This window comes from Bradyrhizobium sp. USDA 4486 (genome assembly GCF_054057995.1).
In genome coordinates this window covers 717,586-738,430 of the sequence record NZ_JBSRZV010000001.1, presented here as the reverse complement: position 1 = coordinate 738,430, position 20,845 = coordinate 717,586, and the positions used below count along the sequence as shown (strand labels likewise).

At 62.8% G+C, this 20,845-nt stretch carries 19 protein-coding genes and 3 pseudogenes; 7 read left to right on the top strand and 15 right to left on the bottom strand.

Annotated features, from left to right (window positions below):
- The first annotated feature begins 1,071 nt into the window (after positions 1–1,071).
- The 6 genes and pseudogenes from ACVWY3_RS03595 to ACVWY3_RS03570 all read left to right on the top strand — a co-directional run bounded on the left by ACVWY3_RS03595 (position 1,072) and on the right by ACVWY3_RS03570 (position 5,338).
- Positions 1,072–2,298, top strand: coding sequence for an acyltransferase family protein (locus ACVWY3_RS03595; RefSeq protein WP_456837216.1), 1,227 nt, complete (start codon positions 1,072–1,074; stop codon positions 2,296–2,298).
- Between the two features lie 162 nt (positions 2,299–2,460).
- A pseudogene (locus ACVWY3_RS03590) lies at positions 2,461–2,792 on the top strand (transposase); the annotation flags it as partial.
- 159 nt (positions 2,793–2,951) lie between these two features.
- On the top strand, positions 2,952–3,416 hold the full coding sequence (locus ACVWY3_RS03585; RefSeq protein WP_456837215.1) for an IS4/Tn5 family transposase DNA-binding protein: 465 nt from the start codon (positions 2,952–2,954) through the stop codon (positions 3,414–3,416).
- 311 nt (positions 3,417–3,727) lie between these two features.
- Positions 3,728–3,904, top strand: a complete 177-nt coding sequence (locus tag ACVWY3_RS03580; protein WP_456837214.1) for a hypothetical protein — start codon at positions 3,728–3,730, stop codon at positions 3,902–3,904.
- 21 nt (positions 3,905–3,925) lie between these two features.
- Positions 3,926–4,341 (top strand): annotated as a pseudogene (locus ACVWY3_RS03575) (IS3 family transposase); the annotation flags it as partial.
- Positions 4,342–4,345: 4 nt separating this feature from the next.
- A pseudogene (locus ACVWY3_RS03570) lies at positions 4,346–5,338 on the top strand (IS30 family transposase).
- Between the two features lie 114 nt (positions 5,339–5,452).
- On the opposite strand, the gene ACVWY3_RS03565 reads toward ACVWY3_RS03570, so the two are convergent.
- Positions 5,453–8,014, bottom strand: a complete 2,562-nt coding sequence (locus tag ACVWY3_RS03565) for an NF038122 family metalloprotease (RefSeq protein ID WP_456837213.1) — start codon at positions 8,012–8,014, stop codon at positions 5,453–5,455.
- Between the two features lie 354 nt (positions 8,015–8,368).
- Between ACVWY3_RS03565 and ACVWY3_RS03560 the strand changes: the two genes are divergently transcribed.
- Positions 8,369–9,562 (top strand): CaiB/BaiF CoA transferase family protein, encoded by a 1,194-nt coding sequence (locus tag ACVWY3_RS03560; RefSeq protein WP_456837212.1) that lies wholly within the window; start codon positions 8,369–8,371, stop codon positions 9,560–9,562.
- Positions 9,563–9,855: 293 nt separating this feature from the next.
- Here the strand turns inward: ACVWY3_RS03560 and ACVWY3_RS03555 are convergent, their stop codons facing one another.
- The 14 genes from ACVWY3_RS03555 to ACVWY3_RS03490 all read right to left on the bottom strand — a co-directional run bounded on the left by ACVWY3_RS03555 (position 9,856) and on the right by ACVWY3_RS03490 (position 20,841).
- A complete protein-coding gene (locus ACVWY3_RS03555) occupies positions 9,856–10,173 on the bottom strand; it encodes a hypothetical protein (protein ID WP_456837211.1) in 318 nt (105 codons plus the stop codon).
- Between the two features lie 176 nt (positions 10,174–10,349).
- Positions 10,350–10,514 (bottom strand): hypothetical protein, encoded by a 165-nt coding sequence (locus ACVWY3_RS03550; protein WP_456837210.1) that lies wholly within the window; start codon positions 10,512–10,514, stop codon positions 10,350–10,352.
- A gap of 131 nt (positions 10,515–10,645) precedes the next feature.
- Positions 10,646–12,172, bottom strand: coding sequence for a tripartite tricarboxylate transporter permease (locus ACVWY3_RS03545; RefSeq protein ID WP_456837209.1), 1,527 nt, complete (start codon positions 12,170–12,172; stop codon positions 10,646–10,648).
- A gap of 10 nt (positions 12,173–12,182) precedes the next feature.
- Positions 12,183–12,725: a tripartite tricarboxylate transporter TctB family protein gene (locus ACVWY3_RS03540; protein ID WP_456837208.1), complete on the bottom strand. Its 543-nt coding sequence runs from the start codon at positions 12,723–12,725 to the stop codon at positions 12,183–12,185.
- 191 nt (positions 12,726–12,916) lie between these two features.
- Entirely contained in the window at positions 12,917–13,891 is a 975-nt protein-coding gene (locus tag ACVWY3_RS03535) for a Bug family tripartite tricarboxylate transporter substrate binding protein (protein WP_456837207.1), read from the bottom strand.
- 477 nt (positions 13,892–14,368) lie between these two features.
- Complete coding sequence (locus ACVWY3_RS03530) at positions 14,369–14,962, bottom strand: hypothetical protein (RefSeq protein WP_456837206.1); 594 nt, start codon at positions 14,960–14,962, stop codon at positions 14,369–14,371.
- A gap of 103 nt (positions 14,963–15,065) precedes the next feature.
- Positions 15,066–15,647, bottom strand: coding sequence for a type II secretion system protein GspM (gspM, locus tag ACVWY3_RS03525; RefSeq protein ID WP_456837205.1), 582 nt, complete (start codon positions 15,645–15,647; stop codon positions 15,066–15,068).
- Positions 15,644–16,681 carry a PilN domain-containing protein gene (locus ACVWY3_RS03520; protein ID WP_456837204.1) on the bottom strand — a complete coding sequence of 346 codons (1,038 nt, stop codon included), beginning with the start codon at positions 16,679–16,681 and terminating at the stop codon, positions 15,644–15,646. The genes gspM and ACVWY3_RS03520 overlap by 4 nt, the downstream gene beginning before the upstream one ends.
- Position 16,682: 1 nt before the next feature.
- Entirely contained in the window at positions 16,683–17,597 is a 915-nt protein-coding gene (locus ACVWY3_RS03515) for a general secretion pathway protein GspK (protein WP_456837203.1), read from the bottom strand.
- On the bottom strand, positions 17,594–18,298 hold the full coding sequence (locus ACVWY3_RS03510) for a hypothetical protein (RefSeq protein ID WP_456837202.1): 705 nt from the start codon (positions 18,296–18,298) through the stop codon (positions 17,594–17,596). Before ACVWY3_RS03510 ends, ACVWY3_RS03515 begins: the two co-directional genes overlap by 4 nt.
- Positions 18,295–18,693 (bottom strand): type IV pilus modification PilV family protein, encoded by a 399-nt coding sequence (locus ACVWY3_RS03505; RefSeq protein ID WP_456837201.1) that lies wholly within the window; start codon positions 18,691–18,693, stop codon positions 18,295–18,297. Before ACVWY3_RS03505 ends, ACVWY3_RS03510 begins: the two co-directional genes overlap by 4 nt.
- On the bottom strand, positions 18,671–19,165 hold the full coding sequence (locus tag ACVWY3_RS03500) for a pilus assembly FimT family protein (RefSeq protein ID WP_456837200.1): 495 nt from the start codon (positions 19,163–19,165) through the stop codon (positions 18,671–18,673). The genes ACVWY3_RS03505 and ACVWY3_RS03500 overlap by 23 nt, the downstream gene beginning before the upstream one ends.
- Complete coding sequence (gspG, locus tag ACVWY3_RS03495) at positions 19,128–19,583, bottom strand: type II secretion system major pseudopilin GspG (protein WP_456837199.1); 456 nt, start codon at positions 19,581–19,583, stop codon at positions 19,128–19,130. The genes ACVWY3_RS03500 and gspG overlap by 38 nt, the downstream gene beginning before the upstream one ends.
- A gap of 46 nt (positions 19,584–19,629) precedes the next feature.
- Positions 19,630–20,841 (bottom strand): type II secretion system F family protein, encoded by a 1,212-nt coding sequence (locus ACVWY3_RS03490; protein ID WP_456837198.1) that lies wholly within the window; start codon positions 20,839–20,841, stop codon positions 19,630–19,632.
- Between the last annotated feature and the right edge of the window lie 4 nt (positions 20,842–20,845).

Genomic DNA, 20,845 nt, shown 5'->3' with positions numbered 1-20,845 from the left:
CATCTACCCACCCGTCGAGCTGTGCTTGGCGGCGGGCTCATCAGTCTGGCAGTTTGGCTGGCCTCCTACCGCCCCAGTTCAGATCCATCCTGGACCCAGGCCAGTAGGAACGCTCCTTGGCCCCCCCGGGACAGCGCAGGGTTCGTTGTTCACGAAGGCCGAATTTGGCTCGTTGGCGGCACTGCTAATGACCAGAAGACTGGCCTCACGGATTGCTGGAGTTCGCCGGACGGCCTGACCTGGACAAAGGAACTCGATCAGGGTCCATGGACGCCGACAGTCCAATCAATGGTTGTTTCATTCTCGGGACGGCTCTGGCGAATGGGTGGCTTCCTTCACAGTGGAAACACCTTCGTTCCAGTTGGTGATATTTGGTGCTCGCAGGATGGAAGGGGTTGGACCCGTGCTAAAGTACATGCAGAGTGGCCCGCGCGCGGTGGAGGCGTACTTGCTGCATTCGAAGGACGACTATGGCTGCTTGGCGGTGCTCAAAGCCTGAGAAGCGAAGCAAGCCGGCAGACTCTTAACGACGTTTGGTTCAGCGAGGACGGGATCACTTGGACTCAAGCCCTTCAGCACGCGCCCTGGCAGCCTCGAGCTTTCCATAACGCGCTCGTTCACGACGGACAGCTCTGGATCTTGGGTGGCGGACACTGGGGCAACGACGCGATCTACCTCAACGACGTGTGGTGTAGCAGCGACGGGATCACGTGGGAAAGAAGGACGACAGCAGCAGAATGGCAGGGTCGACTCTGGGCGGCTAGCGCGTCGTTTCGCGGCCGCCTATGGACGATGGGAGGTTTGGTTCAACGAAATGGTTCAAACGACATTTGGTACTCTGAAGATGGAAGGACTTGGTATCCGTACCTCGCAAGGAAAGTATGGGCTCAACGTCTCGCACACTCAGCGCTCTGCTTTTCAGACAGACTTTGGATTTTTGCCGGATCGAACTATGACTATTTCAATGACGTCTGGGCTCTTACCTTGAACGCAGACTGGGATGGACCAGGCAGGCTCAATAAGATCTTCCGCTTCCTTCGACCATAGCAAACAGCAAGGCAACGATCCTACGTGCGACTTCAAATGCATGCATTATTAACAGACAATGCGCACGCGGCATTGCGCAACTCAGAACTGCCCCCCCTCTCTGAGATTAGAATTTCCGAAATCGATGGACTTCGAGGTGTTGCAGTCCTGCTAGTACTGATGTGGCATTTTGTTGGGGCGGTAATCTCCCCCACGCTAGGGGCTGCAGCCAAAGCAACGGGCGCGATTCTGATTTTTGGTCGCACGGGCGTCGATCTATTTTTCGTTCTTTCTGGTTTCCTAATAATAGGAATCCTCGTAGATCGTCGAAAATGCAGCAATTACTTCATGGTCTTCTTCGCGCGTCGCGCGTTGCGAATACTGCCGCCGTACACGCTGCTACTAATTATCTTTTGGATGCTTTCCGCTTTCGTCTCAGACAACTACTATTTTGGAACGCAGATCCCATGGTGGAGTTATGCGACGTTCACGCAGAACTGGTACATCATTAAAATGAACAGCTGGGGACCGGCCGCATCATCGGTCACGTGGTCTGTGGCAATCGAGGAGCAGTTCTACCTCGTTTTTCCGATAATCGTTTATCTGACCCCCACTCGTTACATCATTCCACTCTTGCTCTCGATAGCTCTCTGCTCAATCGTGGCGAGGGCAAGCTGCTTCGTGCTAGCCCCTCAAAATCCCTATGCACCTTACGTTGGGACGTGCCTGCGCCTAGACGGGCTATGCGCTGGAGGTCTTCTCGCGGTAATACGTCGGGATGCCAAAGTCTGGCAGAAATTGAGCGCTCAACGCTTGATGATTTTAAAGTGCACTGTGTTCTTCATTGCCCTAGTGCCAATCTTTCTCCTTGGGCTCCACCGAAATCCGGCGGCGACAATGTTTTACTGGGGGCACACCTATTTAACGATCTTGTACTCGCTGCTGCTAACAGCAGTTCTACAAACTCCAGGAGCGAGGATCACCGGCGTCTTGCGGTCCAAACCGCTAAGGCAACTTGGTTCGATATCGTACACGACTTATCTCTTTCATCCCCTGTTCATCGGATTAGCTTTCATCACAGCGGACAAAAGGGAACAGCTGGGGTCTTTTTCGGATGCGGCTCTGCTCGCAGCAGCCATGCTCGCCACGCTTTTACTGTCCGCTGCCTCGTACCGATTCGTAGAAAGTAAATTGGTAGCGTTTGGCCACAAGCTTTCGTATTCGGCCGAGCCGCCGGAGCGTGACTATAGGCAGGCCGCTAAGCCGCGATGAAGTTCGGACGAATCATCAACGCCAATGATCCTTGCGGGAAACCGAGACAACATTTTTCGGCTTTGGTCTGCGGACGGGTTCCGTAGCCAAGCACCGCAGTGACCTGCCGCTGAGTATTTCCTCCAGAAGGAGATAGAGTCCGGCCCGAAGAAGGACGGACAGATGAAGCGAGCACGGTTCACGGAAGAGCAGATTATTGCGGTGCTGAAGGAGCATGAGGCCGGGGCGGAGACGGCCGATTTGGCTCGCAAGCACGGGGTCTCCGAGGCGACGATCTACAATTGGAAGGCCAAATTCGGCGGCATGGACGTTTCCGAGGCGAAGCGGTTGAGGGCCCTGGAGGAGGAGAACGGGAAGCTGAAGAAGCTTCTGGCCGAGCAGATGCTCGATGCAGCCGCACTTCGCGAGCTCCTTTCAAAAAAATGGTAGGGCCCGCCGCCAAACGCGCTGCGGTCGCGCATCTGCAGGCCGTCATGAGCCGGTCGGAACGGCGGGGCCTGCTCGATCGTGGGTAACCGTCCGGTGAGGCTTTCAATTACCCATAACTTTGACCACTCGGACGGATCCGCTGATCGGTGAAACCTTGAGTCGAAAGAATCACTGAATCACTTGTGATTCCTTGCTGAGCACCTGATTCCGCGAGGGGGTGCTCTATGGGGCTGAGACTAAGGGATCGATCCGCAAAAGGCCGTTTGCGATCCTTGGAAGGTGAATGTTGGATTGATCGAGAGAGTAGTGGATGCGAGTTTAGGGACGCGCGGCTCGGCGGCAGATTCCGCAAACTGCTCACGCAGATTGGAAGCGCCATGGGACAAAGCATTCCGCTCGTCTGCCAGGATTGGGCAAATACCAAGGCAGCCTATCGCTTCTTCTCTAATGAGCGGGTCAGCGAAGCGGACATTCTGGCCGGCCACTTCCAATCAACACGTGATCGTGCCGCCACCGCTGATGGTCTCGTTCTTATGCTGCACGAGACAACCGAGTTCAGCTATCAACGCGAGAAGTCAGAAGCGATCGGCATCACCAAGAGCATGAACAGTGGACGGGATAAGGCGGGCCGCCTCAGATCGCACGGTTTGCGGCATCCTGATGCATTCGAGTCTCGCGGTTACAATTGAAGGGGTGCCGCTGGGGTTGGCGGCCGTTAAGTTCTGGACCCGGAAGAAATTCAAGGGAACGGCAGCGCTTAAAAAGAAGATCAATCCGACCCGGATTCCCATCGAGAAAAAGGAAAGCGTCCGGTGGTTGGAAAATCTCAAGCAGTCTACGCAACTCTTTGGATCATCCGGGACGATGCATCCATATCGGTGATCGAGAGAGTGACATCTACGAGCTCTTCTGCGCAGCACACGAGATCGGAACTCATTTCCTGATCAGGACCTGCGTTGACCGCTTGGCTGGAGATGGGGATCACACTATCGCCGAGGAAATGGACGAGATCGCCGTCAAAGGGCTCCATCGCATCGAAGTCAGAGATAGTAACGGCGGTTATCTCGCCCGCGCCAGCAATCCGCCGCCCGGCAATACCGTCATGTGGCGCGGGCTGTCACGCCTCACTGACATCGCCCTGGGCGCGATGGTCGGAGTAGAATTTGTGGGTAATTGAAAGCATCACCGGAAGCTTACGATCGTGGGTGCGGATCGGAAGATGATCCGCTATCGCTCCAGTCGTCCGCCGGACGCAGTTCTGCCTGGCCGATTGCGCGATCTCGCCAACGAGCGGCGGCGTTTCGGCTATCGCCGCCTGTTCGTCCTGCTGCGGCGGGAGGGCGAGCCATCGGGGATCAACCGGATCTACCGGCTTTATTGCGAGGAAGGGCTCACCGTCCGCAAGCGGCGGACTCGCCGCAAGGCCGTCGGGGCCGGGCCCCGATCCTAGTCGAGGCCAAGCCCAATGCCCGCTGCTCGCTGGACTTCGTCCACGACCAGTTCGCCAATGGTCGACGCTTCCGCATCCTCAACATCGTCGAGGACGTCACCAAGGAATGCCTGGGCGCCATTCCGGACACGTCGATCTCGGGGCGGCGCGTGGCCCGCGAACTCGCGGATGGGACGACGTTATGGCCAGCTCAGCCTGAGGAGCACGTTGAGATATACCGCCTACATGCAGGCGGGATATCTCAAAACCAAATTGCGGCCGCCCTAGGCAGGTCGCCTTCCACGATCAATCGGGAACTTGCGCGCAATTCCAGGCGGACAGCGGCTACCAGCCGGTCCGCGCCCAGCAACTAGCTGAACGACGGAGGCGGTGGGATTGCCGCTTCAAGCTGCCGCGCCAGCCAGACTGCGAAGAAACGTCCGCAAGAGCCTTGCGATGGGACATTCGCCGGAGCAGATCGCCGGCCGACTGGCGCGGGAGCATGGTCGCGTCATTGTCAGCCATGAGCAATCTATCGTTTCATCTATCATCGGACGGCCCAGAAGAATTACTGGCACCGTCGGCTGCCACGTCACAAGAAGATGCGTGGGCGCCGGCGACGGGGCGGCAGCTCCGCAAGCCTCATCAGACAGCGGCGCTCGATCGCAGAACGGCCCATCGAGGTCGAAAGCCGCCAGGCACCGGGACATTGGGAAGCCGATTTCATGATGTTCTCCCGATCCGGCCAGGGTCTAATAGTCTAATAGTTCTCCACGAACGACAGAGCCGCTTCAAAATCTGGTTCACGGCTACGCGGATCGAAAAGCTATTCCCACGACTCAAGCCATCGCCCACCAGCTCGGGAAACTGCCACCGGCGAGCGCCAAACCATCAGCTTCGACAATGGCAATGCGTTCGCCGAAAACCATCGGCTTCACACTACGCTCGGGTCCTGACCTTCTTCTGTGATCCTCACAGCCCGTGGCAAAAAGGCGGCGTGGAGAACTCGATCGGCCGCTTGCGACGCTGGCTGCCTCGCAAGACAGATCTCAATCTCCTCACGGCCGCCGATCTCAGGCGACACGCTCACCGCCTCAACAATACCCCGCGCAAATGTCTGGACTTCAAAACCCCCGCCGAGGCATTCTCGAACTCAAATCAACCGTTGCACTTCAAGCGTAAATCCATCAACGGCTTTTTGGGAGACTGTTCTCGTACGTACAAAAGGTTATTATCGGTATCACAGTGAGAGTCGCCGCCCCGCTTGGCACAATTTGCCATACGCGCGTCCGAAGTTTATCGGATGATGAAATCACCCCAGTGCCAATCCGCGACATGGATGCCAAATAGATCACCGATCACGTGTTCGCCTTGCGCAGGGCTGATTGAGAGCGGGAGTGCATCGTGTCGCGCGCCACCAGCCAACGCTTGTGCGACGTCGATCAGATTCGCTCCATCTCTCCCATCCACTACAGCGGACGCTAAGCTACCGAAGTTGAAATTGTGAGATGATGCAAGAACCGCGGGCGCCGTACCAGCCGGAGCTCCGATGACGCCATCCCCATTCAGATCCTGATGAAAGCTCGGCTCGAAATTTTCAAGAGCCGAACTAGTGCCCAGAACAATGCCCGTTGGATTGCCAAGGTAATTGCCGGCGCTATCCGTGTTCCAGATCGTGAAATAGTTAGTGCCGGGCTGCTCGAAGGCGATCTCATACCCGGTCGAAGTTTGCTCCGCACCAATCAAACTCCAAGGGCTAAACTGGCCCGAGGCAACCGCCGACCCTTGGTACATTAGCTCGGGACCCGAACCGCCAGCCGTCGGATTCAGGTAGTAGTTGTTTCCAACCTGGACCAGGCTCGCGGAGCCAAACGCTTCGATGACGGTGCCCGTTGCTGTGGGAAGCCCAATGACGCCGTCTCCGTTTAAATCCTGATGAAAGCTAGTCTCGAGACTTTCAAGTGTGGAGCTCGTGCCAAGCACGATGCCGGTCGGATTGCTCAGGTAATTTCCCAAACTGTCGGTGTTCCAGATGGTAAAATAGCTAGTGCCGGGCTGCTTGAAGGCAATCTCATACCCGGTCGAAGTTTGCTCCGCACCAATCAAACTCCAAGGGCTAAACTGGCCTGTTATGACCGCCGAACCGCGATACATCAGCTCAGGGCCCGAACCACCGGCAGACGAGTTCAGATAGTAATTGCTCCCGATCTGGACCAGGCTTGTGGAGCCAAACGCTTCGATAACGGTGCTCGTCGCGGTGGGAAGTCCAATGACGCCGTCTCCGTTTAAATCCTGATGAAAGCTAGTCTCGAGACTTTCAAGTGTGGAGCTCGTGGCAAGCACGATGCCGGTCGGATTGCTCAGGTAATTTCCCAAGCTGTCGGTGTTCCAGATCGTAAAATAGCTAGTGCCGGGCTGCTTGAAGGCGATCTCATATCCGGTCGAGGTTTGCTCCGCGCCAATCAAACTCCATGGACTGAACTGGCCTGTTACGACCGCCGAACCGTGATACATCAGCTCAGGGCCCGAACCACCGGCAGCCGAGTTCAGATAGTAATTGCTCCCGATCTGGACCAGGCTTGTGGAGCCAAACGCTTCGATAACGGTGCTCGTCGCGGTGGGAAGTCCAATGACGCCGTCTCCGTTTAAATCCTGATGAAAGCTAGTCTCGAGACTTTCAAGTGTGGAGCTCGTGCCAAGCACGATGCCGGTCGGATTGCTCAGGTAATTTCCCAAGCTGTCAGTGTTCCAGATCGTAAAATAGCTAGTGCCGGGCTGCTTGAAGGCGATCTCATAGCCGGTCGAGGTTTGCTCCGCGCCAATCAAATTCCATGGACTGAACTGGCCTGTTACGACCGCGGAACCGTGATACATCAGCTCAGGGCCCGAACCACCGGCAGCCGAGTTCAGATAGTAATTGCTCCCGATCTGGACCAGGCTTGTGGACCCGTAGGATTCGATCGTCGTCGGCGAGTTCACCGCGAGATGGAAGCCGAGCGCGTCCAGCTGCTCCAGGTCGATCGTGGTCAGGCCCTGGATGGTGGTGCTGGTGTAATATTCGTTGAACGGATCGTTGGGCCCCTGCACGCCACTGTTGAGGAAGTCGCTGGGATCCGAGTTTTGGCCATAGTCCGCGAGCTTGGTGGCGCCGCCGTCGAGCGAGAAATACGCTGCAGGCGCGGTGGCGCCGCCCTGGAACAGGCGGACGCCGGGGCTGGTGAATCGGAACAGGTCGAAAACGTCGGGCGCCGATCCATAGTGCACGCGGCCCATGGCATGGGTGAGCTCGTGCAACGCAACGCCGACCAGCAGGTTGGGCTTGATGTCGGTGGCGAAATTCGCGCTCGCATCGTCGGTGGTGGTGTCGTTGGCGCCGAGCACGCCCCACAGCTTAAGCTGTGCATTCCAGACGGCGACGTTGGTCTGTCCCTGGATCGAGGTCCCGGTCGGCACGCTGTTGAACGTGGTGTCGTCGGCGGTCGCGTTGTTGACCAACTGCGAGCGCACCCAGGAGTAATTCTCGTAGTACCCGGAATCCGGACCTGCCGCAGCGCCGCCGCCGGTCCCGGTGTAGTCGATGGTGATGTTGACGGTGATCTTGTCCGTGATGTTGGCGGCGATGATCGCGACCGCCTGCTGCAAGCCGTTCTTGAAGCTGGCCGGCGCGGCTTGAGCTGCGGCATCGAGGATCAGGTTGATGGTGATGCCGCCCGAGGTGACCGACATGACCGAGCCGGAGGTCGAGCCGCCGCCCGTCGAGCCATCCGACGTGGCCGGAATGTAGCTGCCCTGAATGCTATTGCCGACGACTGTGTAGAACGGATCGTCAGAGAGCAGTTCGTTGGTCGATGTTCTCATGGTGTTATCTCGAATTGAGCCTTAGTCGACTGTTCGCAACCCAGGCCAGGAGGGGGCTCCGCATCGCCGCGGGCCCGATCAGACTCAGCCGTCAGGATTCGTCCTCCCGCGTTAATTTGCAATTTCATGGAACCGACAATGCAGGGTGGCAGAAACTCTTTGTCCACAAAGCCTCCGCCGATTCAACCCGGCCAACTACCGCCAACAATACGCTAACATTCAGGCAAAGCTCCTGATTTTTGCGACAGGCTCAGGAACCCCCCGCCCGACCCGGGGCATTGAATTTGCGCTCGATTTGACCGATCAGAGTGACTGTCCTCCTTTGCTCACCCTCGCTTTCCCCGGAGCCTCGACATGCCTGTCCCGCACGCCTCGCAAGCCCTGTCGCGCTTCACCGTGCTCGATTTGACCCGGGTCCGCTCCGGCCCGACGTGTGTGCGGCAGCTCGCGGACTGGGGCGCCAATGTGATCAAGATCGACGCGCTGACGGAGGATGCCGGCGGCGAGCAGCCGGGCGGCCCCCGACGGGGTTCCGACTTCCAGAACCTGCACCGCAACAAGCGGGCCATGACGCTGAACCTGAAGCATGCGCGCGGGCTCGCACTGTTCAAGTGCCTCGCGGCCAAGGCCGACGTCGTCGTCGAGAATTTCCGGCCCGACGTGAAGAAGAAGCTCGGCATCGACTATGACAGCCTCGCCGCGATCAATCCGCGCATCGTCTATGGCAGCATCTCCGGCTTCGGCCAGGACGGCCCCTATCACAAGCGGCCGGGCTTCGATCAGATCGCGCAAGGTATGGGCGGCCTGATGTCGATCACCGGTGCCCCGGGCGGCGGCCCGATGCGGGTGGGTATTCCCGTCGCCGATCTCACCGCCGGCCTGTTCTGCGCCATGGGCATCCTCACGGCGCTGCTCGAGCGCGAAGTCTCCGGCAAGGGCCAATGGGTGCAGACCTCGCTGCTGCAGGCCCAGATCTTCATGCTCGACTTCCAGGCCGCGCGCTGGCTGATGGAGAAGGAGGTAGCCCAGCAGGCCGGCAACAACCATCCGACCAGCATCCCAACCGGCGTGTTCAAGACCTCGGATGGTTACATCAACATCGCCACGACCGGCGGCCGGATCTGGGAACGTTGCGCCCAGGCGATCGGCGCACCGGAGCTCTATGGCCATCCCGACTATGCAACGGCCCCTGCCCGCTCCAAGAACCGCGACGCGCTCAACGCCGAGATCGAGAAGCGCACGGTGACGAAGTCGACCGAGACCTGGGTCTGGGAGCTCAACGAGGCCGGGGTGCCCTGCGGGCCGATCTACGCGATCGACCAGATGTTCGAGGACGCCCAGGTCAAGCATCTCGGCATCGCGCAGGACGTGCCCAACGATGAAGGCCGCCATATCCAGCTGGTCGGCCAGCCCGTGACGCTGTCGCGCACGCCGAGCAGCATGGTGGCGCGGCCGCCCGACTTCGGCGAGCAGACCGACGAGGTGCTCGCCGAGTTCGGCCTCAGTGCCGACGAGATCGCCGCGCTCAAGGCCGCCAGGGTTGTGTGACCACCTCAGCCAATGCGGATCGTTGGCAATGACAAAGCCCGGCGCGAGGCCGAGCTTTGCTTGCTGTTGATGCCTTCGCGTTAGTCAGTACTTGGCTCAGTACTTGGCGACACCGGGCCGCCGAACTGGTAGTTGATGCCGGCGCCCAGGATGTGGTCGGTGTAGCGCGAGGACGCGCTGGTGCTGATCGCCGAGCCCGGCGCCAGCGTGAACGGAACGACGAGAAGCGGCCGAGATCCATGTAGAGATCTTCGAGCTAGGCGCTCCAGTTCTGGGTGACTTTGCCTTCGACATCAGCGCCCACGGTCCAGCCGGCGCGGGTCTCTGAGGTCGAGCCCGATCGAGGCGACCGCGATGCCGCCGGGCGTGAAGCCGCCCATGGTGCCCGTGGTCTTGATTTCGCCGAAGGCAAGGCCGCGGGTGCCGTAGAACAGCACCTTCGGGGTCGCCAGGATGCCGACCCGGCCGCGGACCGTGCCGAACCACTGCAGCTTCTGGTCGATCGTCAGCGTCGTGCCGGCGAGAAGGAAGGTCAGGCCGGGAAGACGGGCACCACCGGCCGGCGCGACGCCGACGCCGAGTAGAGCGCGCTGCACTTCTCGCCAGACCACTGGAGTCGCCCTCGACACCGAACACCCAATTGGCGCTCTGCCAATTGTAGCCGGCCTGGCGGCCCGCTACGCCGCCCTTCATGTCGAACGCCGCACTGATGATGGAGCCGGCCGGCGCCACGATCGGCGCGCCGGTGGCCGAGCTGAAATTAAGAGACTTCGGTGCGCGAACGGCCTCAGCTATAGCCGCCATTGGCGCCAATATAGAATCCGGTCCAGCTCCAGACCGGCTCGACCATCGGCGGCGCCTTCACGTAGCGTTTTGCCGCGAGGTCAGCAGCCAGTGCGCCCGTCGCGAACAGCGACATCGCCGCTGCCATTCCAATCACGATCCGCTTCATCCCCTTCCGCACGATGTCGTGATCGGAATATACGCGAGGACCTGTTCAAGAGCTGTGCCGCAATAGCAACATGGGCATCCCGGCGAAGACACCCGCCGAACCCGTATGTATCTGATTTCACAACGTCTTCTTCAAGAGATCTGGCGCGACGTCGGCCTGCGCCGCTGCGTCCAGCCGAGACGGTCCAGTAAACGGTCGACGACCGGCCAAAACAGCAGCACGATCGCCAATGTCGTGATCGATCCGACCAGCCCGTTCGACCAGAACACCTTCAGATTTCCGCCGGAGCCGATCATCGACAGGCGGAAGGCATCCTCGGCGCGGTTGCCGAGCACCAGCGCCAGCGTGAATGGCGCCAAGGGGACGCTGATCTTCTTGAAGACATAGCCGACGACGCCGAAGCCCAGCATCAGCCAGATGTCGAACATCGCGTTCTGGATCGCATAGGCGCCGATCGCGCAGGACACCACGATCATCGGGGCGACCGCGGCAAACGGCACGCGCAGGATCGAGGCGAAGATCGGCACCGTCGTCAGCACCAGCATGAGGCCGACGACATTGCCGAGATACATCGAGGCGATCAGGCCCCAGACGAAATCCTTGTGCTCGACGAACAGCAGCGGGCCCGGATTGAGTCCCCACACCATCAGGCCGCCGAGCAGGATCGCGGCCGTGCCAGACCCGGGAATGCCGAGCGCCAGCATCGGCAGCAGTGCCGAGGTGCCGGAGGCATGCGCCGCCGTCTCCGGCGCGAACACGCCCTCGATGCGGCCCCTGCCAAAGCTCTCCGGCTCGTTGGCGAAGCGTTTTGCCAGGTTGTAGCCCATGAAGGACGCCGCGATCGCGCCGCCCGGCGTGATCCCGAGCCAGCAGCCGATGAAGGAGGAGCGCAGCAGCGTCACCCAGTATTTCGGCAGGTCCTTCCAGACGCCGAGCACCACGCGGAGCGAGATGCTCGCGGCGTGGCCGCGCAGTGCGAGGCGCTCCTCCATCGTCAGCAGGATCTCGCTGATGCCGAACAGGCCGATGACGGCGACGAGGAAGTTGATGCCGCGGAGCAGCTCGGACGAGCCGAAGGTCATGCGGAGATTGCCCGACACGGTGTCCATGCCGATGCCGGCAAGCAGGAGGCCCAGCGCCATCGAGATGACCGTCTTGTGCTTGGCTTCACGGCCGAGGCCGACGAACGAGCAGAAGGTGAGCAGATACACCGCGAAGAACTCGGGCGGGCCGAACCTCAGCGCAAAGGACGAGATCATCGGCGCGAGGAAGGTGATCAGAAGCACCGCGACCAGCGAGCCGATGAAGGAGGACGTGAACGCTGCGGTCAGCGCCTGCGCCGCCCTGCCCTGCTGCGCCATCGGATAGCCGTCGAAGGTGGTCGCGACCGACCAGGCCTCGCCCGGGATGTTGAACAGGATCGAGGTGATCGCGCCGCCGAACAGCGCGCCCCAGTAGATGCAGGACAGCATCACGATCGCCGAGGTCGGATCCATCGTGAAGGTCAGCGGCAGCAGGATCGCAACGCCGTTGGGCCCGCCGAGACCGGGCAGCACGCCGACGAAGATGCCGAGCACGAGCCCGACCATCATCAGCACGAGCGTCTTCCACGTCAGCAGGACGGCGAAGCCGTGAAGGAGGAGACCGAGAGCTTCCATCGCGGACCGCCTAGTGGCCGAAGGCCGCTTCGAGCGGCCCTTTCGGCATGATGACGTCGAAGGCGATGTCGAAGGTGACGAACATGATCGCCGTGAACAGGAAAGCGGTGAGCAGCGACTTCCACAACGCGATCTTGCCGACAAGGCGCATGAAGCCGGCGATCAAGAGGAAGCTCGCGACATAGAGGCCGAGGAACTGCGTCACCAGGCAGAACAGAAGCGTCGGCACGAACACCGCCATGACGCGGCGCGCCTGCGCGCGCGTCACGAAGGTCTCGGACGTCTTGCGGTGGGCAATCAGCGCCATGACCAGGCCGTAGAGGCTGCCGCCGCCGAGGATGACGGAGAGATAGAACGGGAAATAGCCGGGCTCGGGCCCGGTCGCATCCCAGGAGGCGCCGGTGCGCCAATCGTCATAGCCGAGCGTGACGGCCAGCGCGAGCAGCACCAGGCAGACGACGATCTCGATCGTGCCGGAGGAGACGACCGAGGGAGAGTCGTCTTCAGGGGCGGTCGGATCGTCGACCACGATTTCAAGTTCGGTTTGGGACATGCTCTGTTAGGGACGGAGTGCGATCAATTCTCCCTCTCCGCGCCTGCGGGACCACGACGAGCTTCGCTCGCGTTAAGAGGGTTGGGGTGAGGGGGAGTCTCCGCAAGGACCGTGAGAGTTGAACCCGTGGAGAGAGCCCCACACCCCCGACCCTCTCCCGTAAGAACGGGAAGAGGCAGAAGAAGAGACGGCTATTTCGCGACGAAACCGGCTTCCGTCATCAGTGCCTTGTTCTGGGCATCGTCCTCTTCGAGGAATTGCACCATGTCCTTGCCGGTGAGGAAGATCGGCTTCAACGCCTGCTTCTCCATGTAGTCCTTGTACTCGGCGGTCTGCGTCACCTTGTGGAACAGCTCGACATAGAACGCCTGCTGCTCCGCCGTGACCTTGCCGGGCAGGAACATCGCGCGCAGCATCAGATACTGCACGTCGACGCCCTCCTCCTTGCAGGTCGGGATGTCGGCCCAGGACTGCGTGTCCGTCACCTTGCTGGTGTAGGAGATGCGCTCCTTGTCGAACACGCAGAGCGGACGCACCTGGCTTGCGCGCCAGACTTCGAGATTTTCGGATGGATTGTTGACGTTGGCTTCGGTGTGGTTGCCGACGAGCTGGGTCGCGGCCTCGCCGCCGGACTTGTAGGGCAGATAGGAGAACTTGGCGCCCGTCTTCTGCTCCAGGAACACGGTCAGCACGTGGTCCTCGCGTTTGGAGCCGGTGCCGCCCATCTTGAAGGGCGAGCTCGCGGCCTTCGCAGCCTCGATGAACTCCTTCACGGTCTTGGGGCCTGCGCTGTTGTCCCACAGCACGAACTGGTCGAGCGCAATCACCGCGACCGGGGTCAGCTCACGCCAGTTGAACGGAATCTTCGCCGACAGCGGCAGCATGTAAATCAGCGAATAGGCGATCAGCACCTTGTTCGGATCGCCCTCGCTCGACTTCATGTACATCAGCGCTTCCGCGCCCGACGCGCCGCCCTTGAGCGAGACCACCATCGGCTGCTTCATCAGATTGTTCTTCCGGATCGCGGCCTGCATCATCCGCGCCATCTGATCCGAGGCACCACCTGCGCCCGCGGCCACCACGATCTCCACCGGTTTGGTCGGTTCCCAGCCGGCAAAGGCCGGCGAGCCGAAAAGCGCGGCCGCCAGCGTGATGGCGGCCTTCATTCCATGTCCCACGCGCGTCTTCCCCAAGTTTTCGCCTATGTTCTTGTTCGGATTGGCAATTCGCGAAGTATTGGCGGATTGCATTGTGCGGGCGAATACCGGCCAGTTCAAGCCGGGCCGGCGCCGCAGCGCTTATGACTTTGGAATGAGACGGATTGCAAGCGTCTGGTTGCAATCGATCTTCCAAGAGCGGTCCGCGGCCGCCACCAATCTGCAGTCGATGATCGCACGTCTCACGATCCCATTGGGATCGCCGCTCCTTCGCTTGCCGAGAGATGCCTCGCATTATCCCGTCAAGTGGGTTCGGATGGCGCGGCGTCGCCTAGGGATGGCAGAGCTTCTTTCGATGACGCTCCGCTTCCCAACTACTTTGCCACCAATCACCTGGGCCTTGCTCCGGTCGCAACAGATGGCGGCGAGATGGACTTTTGCAATGCGGTCAAAGAACTCAGAGGAACGCACCGTGCAGGCAGAACGCTATTCAACGGGTGGACTTGCGGGTTCAACCTTCCGATGCAGTAAGTACATCTCCCTGCGGTCGCCCTGCTTGAACGTCACCTCGCGCGGCTGCACCGAGGTCAGCGACCAGCCGCCCAGCGTATCCCCCTGCCGCAGGCGCACGATCGACTGGTCGGTGCGGTTGACGAGGATCGCGATCGCATCCCCCTCGCCCACCACGGCCCCGACCAGCAGCAGCGGCGGTGGCGCCTCGGCCGGCTTGGGCGGTGGCGGTGCCTGCACCGCCTCGACCAGAGAGGCGGCAACCGCGTGCGGCGGCGGCCGTCGCAAGGCCGAGAAGATTGGGCGCTCCTGGGTCGCCGTCAGCGCCGAGAACGGCACCGCCCACAGTGGATTGCCGCGGGGGACCGGTTTGCTGACAGGCTGCGCCGGACCCGCAATCGGGCGCATCGCGCCGATCTCGACGCTCTGAGCGGGGCTGCCCGCAGCATCGTCGGAGAGGATATCCATGCGCGAGGAGGTCGCGGCGGGGCTCTCGGCAATGCCCTGAGCCGCCCATGCGGCCACCGCGCACAGCGCAGCCCATCCTGTCGATCTCAGCCACCCGGACATCGCAATTCCCTTGGAAGCTCGCGGCATGCTCATGCCAGCAAGCTAGTTCCGATGCGCCGCGCCATCAACCCGCGAACCGGAAGCCGGCGGCCGGCCAAGGCCCCTATTTGCCGGCGTGCCACTGGCCGGAGACACCCAGGATCACCCTGACGCGGCCGGTGCCGGCCTCGTTCAGCGCAGTGGTTTGCGGCACCTGGACGTCGAGCTGATCGACGTAGAGGAACGGCATGCCGGCTTCGAGATCGTAGAGCACCTTCTGAAGCGCCGGCTGGTCCAGCTCGCAGCTCACGACGAGACCGACGAAACCATCCCTCACCTGGGCGCCTGTGACGTCGACCTGCGAGGACTGCACCGAGCCACCGACATTGCCGACTGCGGCTGCAACCCGCTGCAACAGGTTGGCACCCGCGACCGTCACCGTCGGCCCTTCCAGGAACGGCGTGCCCGGATGCTCGGCCAAGGCTGCCGCGGCATTCTTGGCGCCGCCCTTGCGGCCGCGCAGCTGGTCGAGCAGGTCGGAGGTCTGCGCCAGCGCCTGGCGGTGGGCGATGACGTCGGCGATCGACAGTCCCGCCATCAGCAGCAGCCCGCCGGCCACCGCAACATAGAGCGTGACCGCGATCAGGGGCGAGCTTGCGAGCGCCCGCGTGAGCGCATTTCCGCCGGCGACCTTGGCGCTGCTCATGGCAAGTTCCTCGGCTCGATCTGCGCCTCGATGTGGAAGCGCTCGCCGGGATCGGACGAGCTGCGCGTCGTCGGGGCGTAGAAGGTCGCGCGGGTGAAATGCTGGGACTGCTCGATCAGCGGGATCAGCGAGGGCGCATCGCGGGTGATGCCGCCGATCTGGAGCTTGTTGCCGGCCAGATGCAGCTCGGTGACATAGGTATGATCAGGTAATATCCGACTGAGCGTTTCCAGCACGATCACGCTCGCAGGCGTCTCGTATTTGCGACGTTCCAGCTGCGCGAGCGGCGAGCGCTCGCCGCTGTCGGCGCCGCGCAGCGCAGCGCGGCGCTGCGTGATCTGCCGTTCGAGCTCGCTTTCCTGCGCGCTGAGACTGTCGGCGAGATAACCTGCGGCCACCGATCCGATCACCGCGGCGGCGGCGGCGAAGGCCAGCACCAGTTGCAGCGTCCGGCTCAGCCGGGCCGGGTCGACCGCGCCGCGCGATCGCTGCTCGAACACCTTGATGCGTCCGCCCTCGGCCGTCTGCGTCGCGACCGCGATCGCGGCCGGATGGAAGGGCGCGACCGCCTCGACATAGCTTATCGCCAGCTTGCGCGGAGCCGCCGCAATCTCGGTGATGATGCTCTCGCTGCGATGCGCCACCGGGGTGCTGCAACCGAACACGGCATCCCCCGCGCTCCACGGCGTCAGCCGGTCGATCTGCGCCCGCACGATGCCCTCGAGGAAATCGGCCGCGCGTGCGGGCAGCTCCAGCGGACGAAACAGGAAGCGCGCCGGCCGCAGCACGATCTCGACGCGCCTGCCGTGGACGATCTGCGCCAGGTTGGGGCTTGCGAACTTGCCGTCCTCGAACGCGATCTCCTTCGAACCGTTCTCCGGTTTCGCCGTCTCCAGCGCGAAAGCGCCGGTCTCGGTCTCGACCAGCCGCACCACACGCGGCGATACCATCCGCTCGAGGCCGGCAACCGCCGTAGCAGCCACTGTGCCGGTCCAGGCATCGAGAATGGCGCGAAGGGAATCGAGCGAACTCATCTCACAGAGGCTTTCCGGCAGAGCCGTCATAGGCGTTGTGCCACGACAATACACGATACGGCTCATCGCCGCCTTCGAGAAGAAGGATGACGATCTCGGCCGAGTTGCGCCGATGCGACGGCGCCTCGGCCACGACGGTCAGCCGGTAGGCCCGCGAGCCGTCAGTCGTTGCATTGGCGCTGCCGGCGAGGCTGACCAGGGAGCGCGGATCGAGCTTGGGGTCGGCGCGGTCGCGCAGCACCTGTTGCAGCGTCTCAGGCGTCATGCCCGGCAGCGCCGCCAGCACTTGAGGCGCGGCGTCGAGCAGATTCACCGTGCGCATGTTGCTGAACACGGTGACGAAGGGCAACACACGCTCGATGACGGCCGCCGGAATGCCGCGAACGAGCCAGAGCTCGTCACTGTGCGGGAACGGCGCATGACGCGGCAGATAGGGCGCGCCGAGCGTGCGGTAGTAGGAATCCTCCGGATTGTCCTGGCCGGCCTCCGTCGAGGTGCGCCAGGCGAGGATCCGGTCGGCATAGACCGGCGCGTCGCTCGCGGAGACGCCGAGCGCCGTCATCAGGCCCGCCAGCATCGGCTTTGGCGCCATGTTGAGATCGACGCGTGCGGCCTCCGAGCGGAACGTCACGCTCACCCGGCCGGCGCCGACCCGAGCGTTGAAGGTGCCGCTGATTGGACGCACGGCTTCGTTCTGCGCCGAGAGCCGGTAGGCCGTGAGCTCGAGCCCGGCATTGATCAGCGCATCGGTCTGCAACCGGTCGACGTTGATGGTGACGGTGGCGGCCGTGTTGGTGACATAGGTCAGATAGATCAGCGCGAACGTCGCCAGCGCCGCCAGCATCCAGAGCACCGCGACGACGATGAAGCCGCGGGAGTCGCGCAGCTCTCCGCAATTCTGCGCCGGGCGGCTCACAATTGCTGCTCCTCTTTCTGCGCCTGTTGCGGCCCGCCGCGCGCCGCGACGCAGGTCGCAGGATTCTTGGCGCGCGCACATTCGGCGGGCGCGGTGATGCGCGGGATCACCGCGGCCGAGACCGCAAGCACCTGCCCGGTGGCGCTGTTGCGCACGGTGATGCGGATGCGATCCGGCAGCTGCGGCTGGCCGCGCCAGGTCGGCTGCCACTGGCCATCCGGCCCGGCATAGGAGAAGCTCACGCGAAACGGCGCGCGGACCAGCACGACCTGGTCGACGAAGCGGATCTGCCCGTCGGTCGGCATCGGCTGGAACGGCCCGCGCTCGCGCACCAGCGCCAGCCCCTGCGAGTCCGCCTTCTCGATCAAGCGGATGAATTCGAGGCCCGGCCGCGTGCTGGGGCCGACCGCGGTGCGCAGAAAGGTTACCGACAATTCAGCGCCGTCGAACAGCGGCACCTTGGCATCGCCGTTCACGGTCATCTGCTCGGCGACTGACAAGTCGGCGACGATGCGGTCGAGCCCGGTCGCGAGACGCTCGGCCCGCTGCACGCGGGCGATGCCGCGGTTCCAGTTCGGCAGCCATTGCGCCGTCACCGTCGCCAACGCTGCCAGGATGAGCGTCATCAGCAGTGTCGCGAGCAACGATTCGAGCAGGGTGAAGCCCGCCTCGTCGTCCAGCGCGCGGCGCAGGCGCTTCATTGTGTGGCCCTCGGCACCAGCTTCACCGTCGTGATATGGACTGCAGCTCCGTCGGCGCGCTGGAGGCGCAGATTGACGGCCATCGGCACGAAGCGGTTGGCGGCGGGATCATCGCCCGCCACGTTCATCGGCGCAATGTCGACGCGCCAGCGGCTGCCAGCCAACTCGCCGCTCTGCCGTCCCGGCTTGAGCAAGGCCCGCGGAGGCAGATCCGCGAGCAATCGCTCGGCGGTGCCGGCAAGCGCCAGGCGCTGGTCGATCGAACGCGTGCCCTTCGCCGTCGTGGCGATGACCGATCCGATGGTGCCGAGCACGGCCACGATGATCGCAAGCGCCACCAGCGCCTCGATCAGAGTGAAGCCGGCGGCGCCGTCAGAGCAGCTTCTGCGGGACAATCTCGACGCCTCCGGTCAGCCAGTTGACGCGCACCTCATAACCCATGCCGGGCCGCGCCAGTGCGATCGTGCCGCCGCACGACATGCCCGACGGAAAGAAGTCGATCGACTGCGCCGCCGTCCTGTCGGCACAGCGCAAGGCCAGAGTCGCCGCGACGACCACGTCGCGGGGCAGGCGGATGATTTGCCCGTTGACGCCGGAACGGATCGCGCGCGCCTCGGCATCCACCGTGGTCGTCACCCTGGTCTGCCGGCGCAGCGCCGCGTTGCGGTCGGCTTTCAGCAGAGCCGCGGTCTCGACCGCATAGCTCTCCAGCTTGGCGCGCGTCGTCGTGCGCGGGACAGCGGGCAGGATGATCGCCGCGAGCAGGCCGATGATGGCAAGCACGCACAGGATCTCGATCAGCGCGAAGCCGCGCGCCTCAAAGAGACCCTCAGCGCGCGCCGCTGACAATGTCGGCTGCCGTTCCACTGCCGCCTTCCTGACCGTCCGATCCGAGCGAGATGATCTCGTAAGGCGCGCTCGCGCCCGGCGAGCGATAGACGTAGACGTGGCCCCAAGGATCGTTCGGCACCATGCCGCCGCGCAAATAGGGCCCGTTCCAGCCGGACTGGTTGTTGCTGCGGGTCAGCGCGGTGAGGCCCTCGTTCGACGTCGGATAGCGGCCGAGATCGAGGTAATAGAGATCGAGCGCGCTGGAAAAGCTCTCGATCTGGATCTTCGCCGCCTTCGCCTTGGACTCGCTGAGATAGTTCAGCACCCGCGGGCCGACCAGCGCCATGATCATCCCGATGATGGTGATGACGACCAGCATCTCGACGAGCGTGAAGCCGGCCTCGCCTCGGCCTGCGCGCCGCCGGCTGCGCCCTGACGATGGGTGTTTTGTCACTTCAAGTCTCTCCCCTTACCTGCCCGTTACTCGCGCTTTCTCCGCTCTAACCGACAATCTGGCTCACCGACATCAGCGCCGTCATCACCGACGTGATCAGGCCACCGACCACCAGCGAGATCGCGATGATCGCCGCCGGCCCCGCGATGCCGGCCGCACGGTCGAGCGTTCGCTGCAACTTCGTTTCGTAGAATTCGGCGACGCGCCCCGAGAGCATCGGCAGTTGCCCGGTCTCGTCACCGAGCCGGAGCATGCGTATCGCCATCGCCGGCAGCGCCTCGGTCTCGGCCAGCGCGTCGGAAAGCTTGGAGCCATGGCGAACGCGATCGGCGGCATCTCTCCAGACCGTGGATGGTCCGGTGGTCGCCATCATGTCGATCAGGATGCGCAGCGTGGTCGTGAGATTGACCCCGCTGCCGAGCAGCAGGCCGAGATTGCGGCAGAACAGCGCCGTGCGGTACGCGCTCATCACGTTGCGGATCGCCGGCAGCCGCACGATCGCATTGGTGATGCCGCGGCGGACCCGCTGCTGCCGCAGCAACAGCCATACGGCCGCGATCATCGCCGCAAGGCCGGCCAGCATCGTATCGGAATTGCTGCGCAGGAAAGTCGAAATGTTGAGGAAGACGCCGACTACCGGATCGACCTTGGCACCGAAATCCTGCAGCACGCTGGCAAACTGCGGCAAGACGAAGCTGAGGAAGAACAGCAGCACGCAGCCGGCCGCACCGAGCACGAATATCGGATAGCGGATCGCATCCGACAGCCGGCGTCGCAGGGCCTCGCCGCGCGCGCGCTCGCCGGCCAGCACCTCCAGCACCTGATCCAGGGATCCCGAGGCTTCGCCGACCCGGACCAGCGCGATGTACATCGGCGGAAACAGCACCTCGTGTCGCGCCAGCGCCTCGGCAAAGCTCTCGCCCGAGACGACCCGCGAACGGATGTCGGCCACGACCGGGCGCAGCCGGCCGAAATCGGGATCTGCCGCGAGCAACTCCAACCCGTCGTTGATGCGGGCGCCGGCGCGCAGCAGCAGCGCGAGGTCGCGGGTGAAGATGGTGACGTCTTCCGGCTTCGGCCTGTTGAAGAGGCTGAGGACACCGGCGGCCGCGCCGCCCTCCTCCGGCGTGACGTTGTCGACCAGCACGAGGCCAAGCCGCTCGATCCGCCGCCCGACGTCGCCCGGCGTGGGCGCGGCGATGGCGCCGGAGATCAGTTCGCCGTCGGCATTGAGCGCGCGGTAGCGATAGTTCGGCATGGGT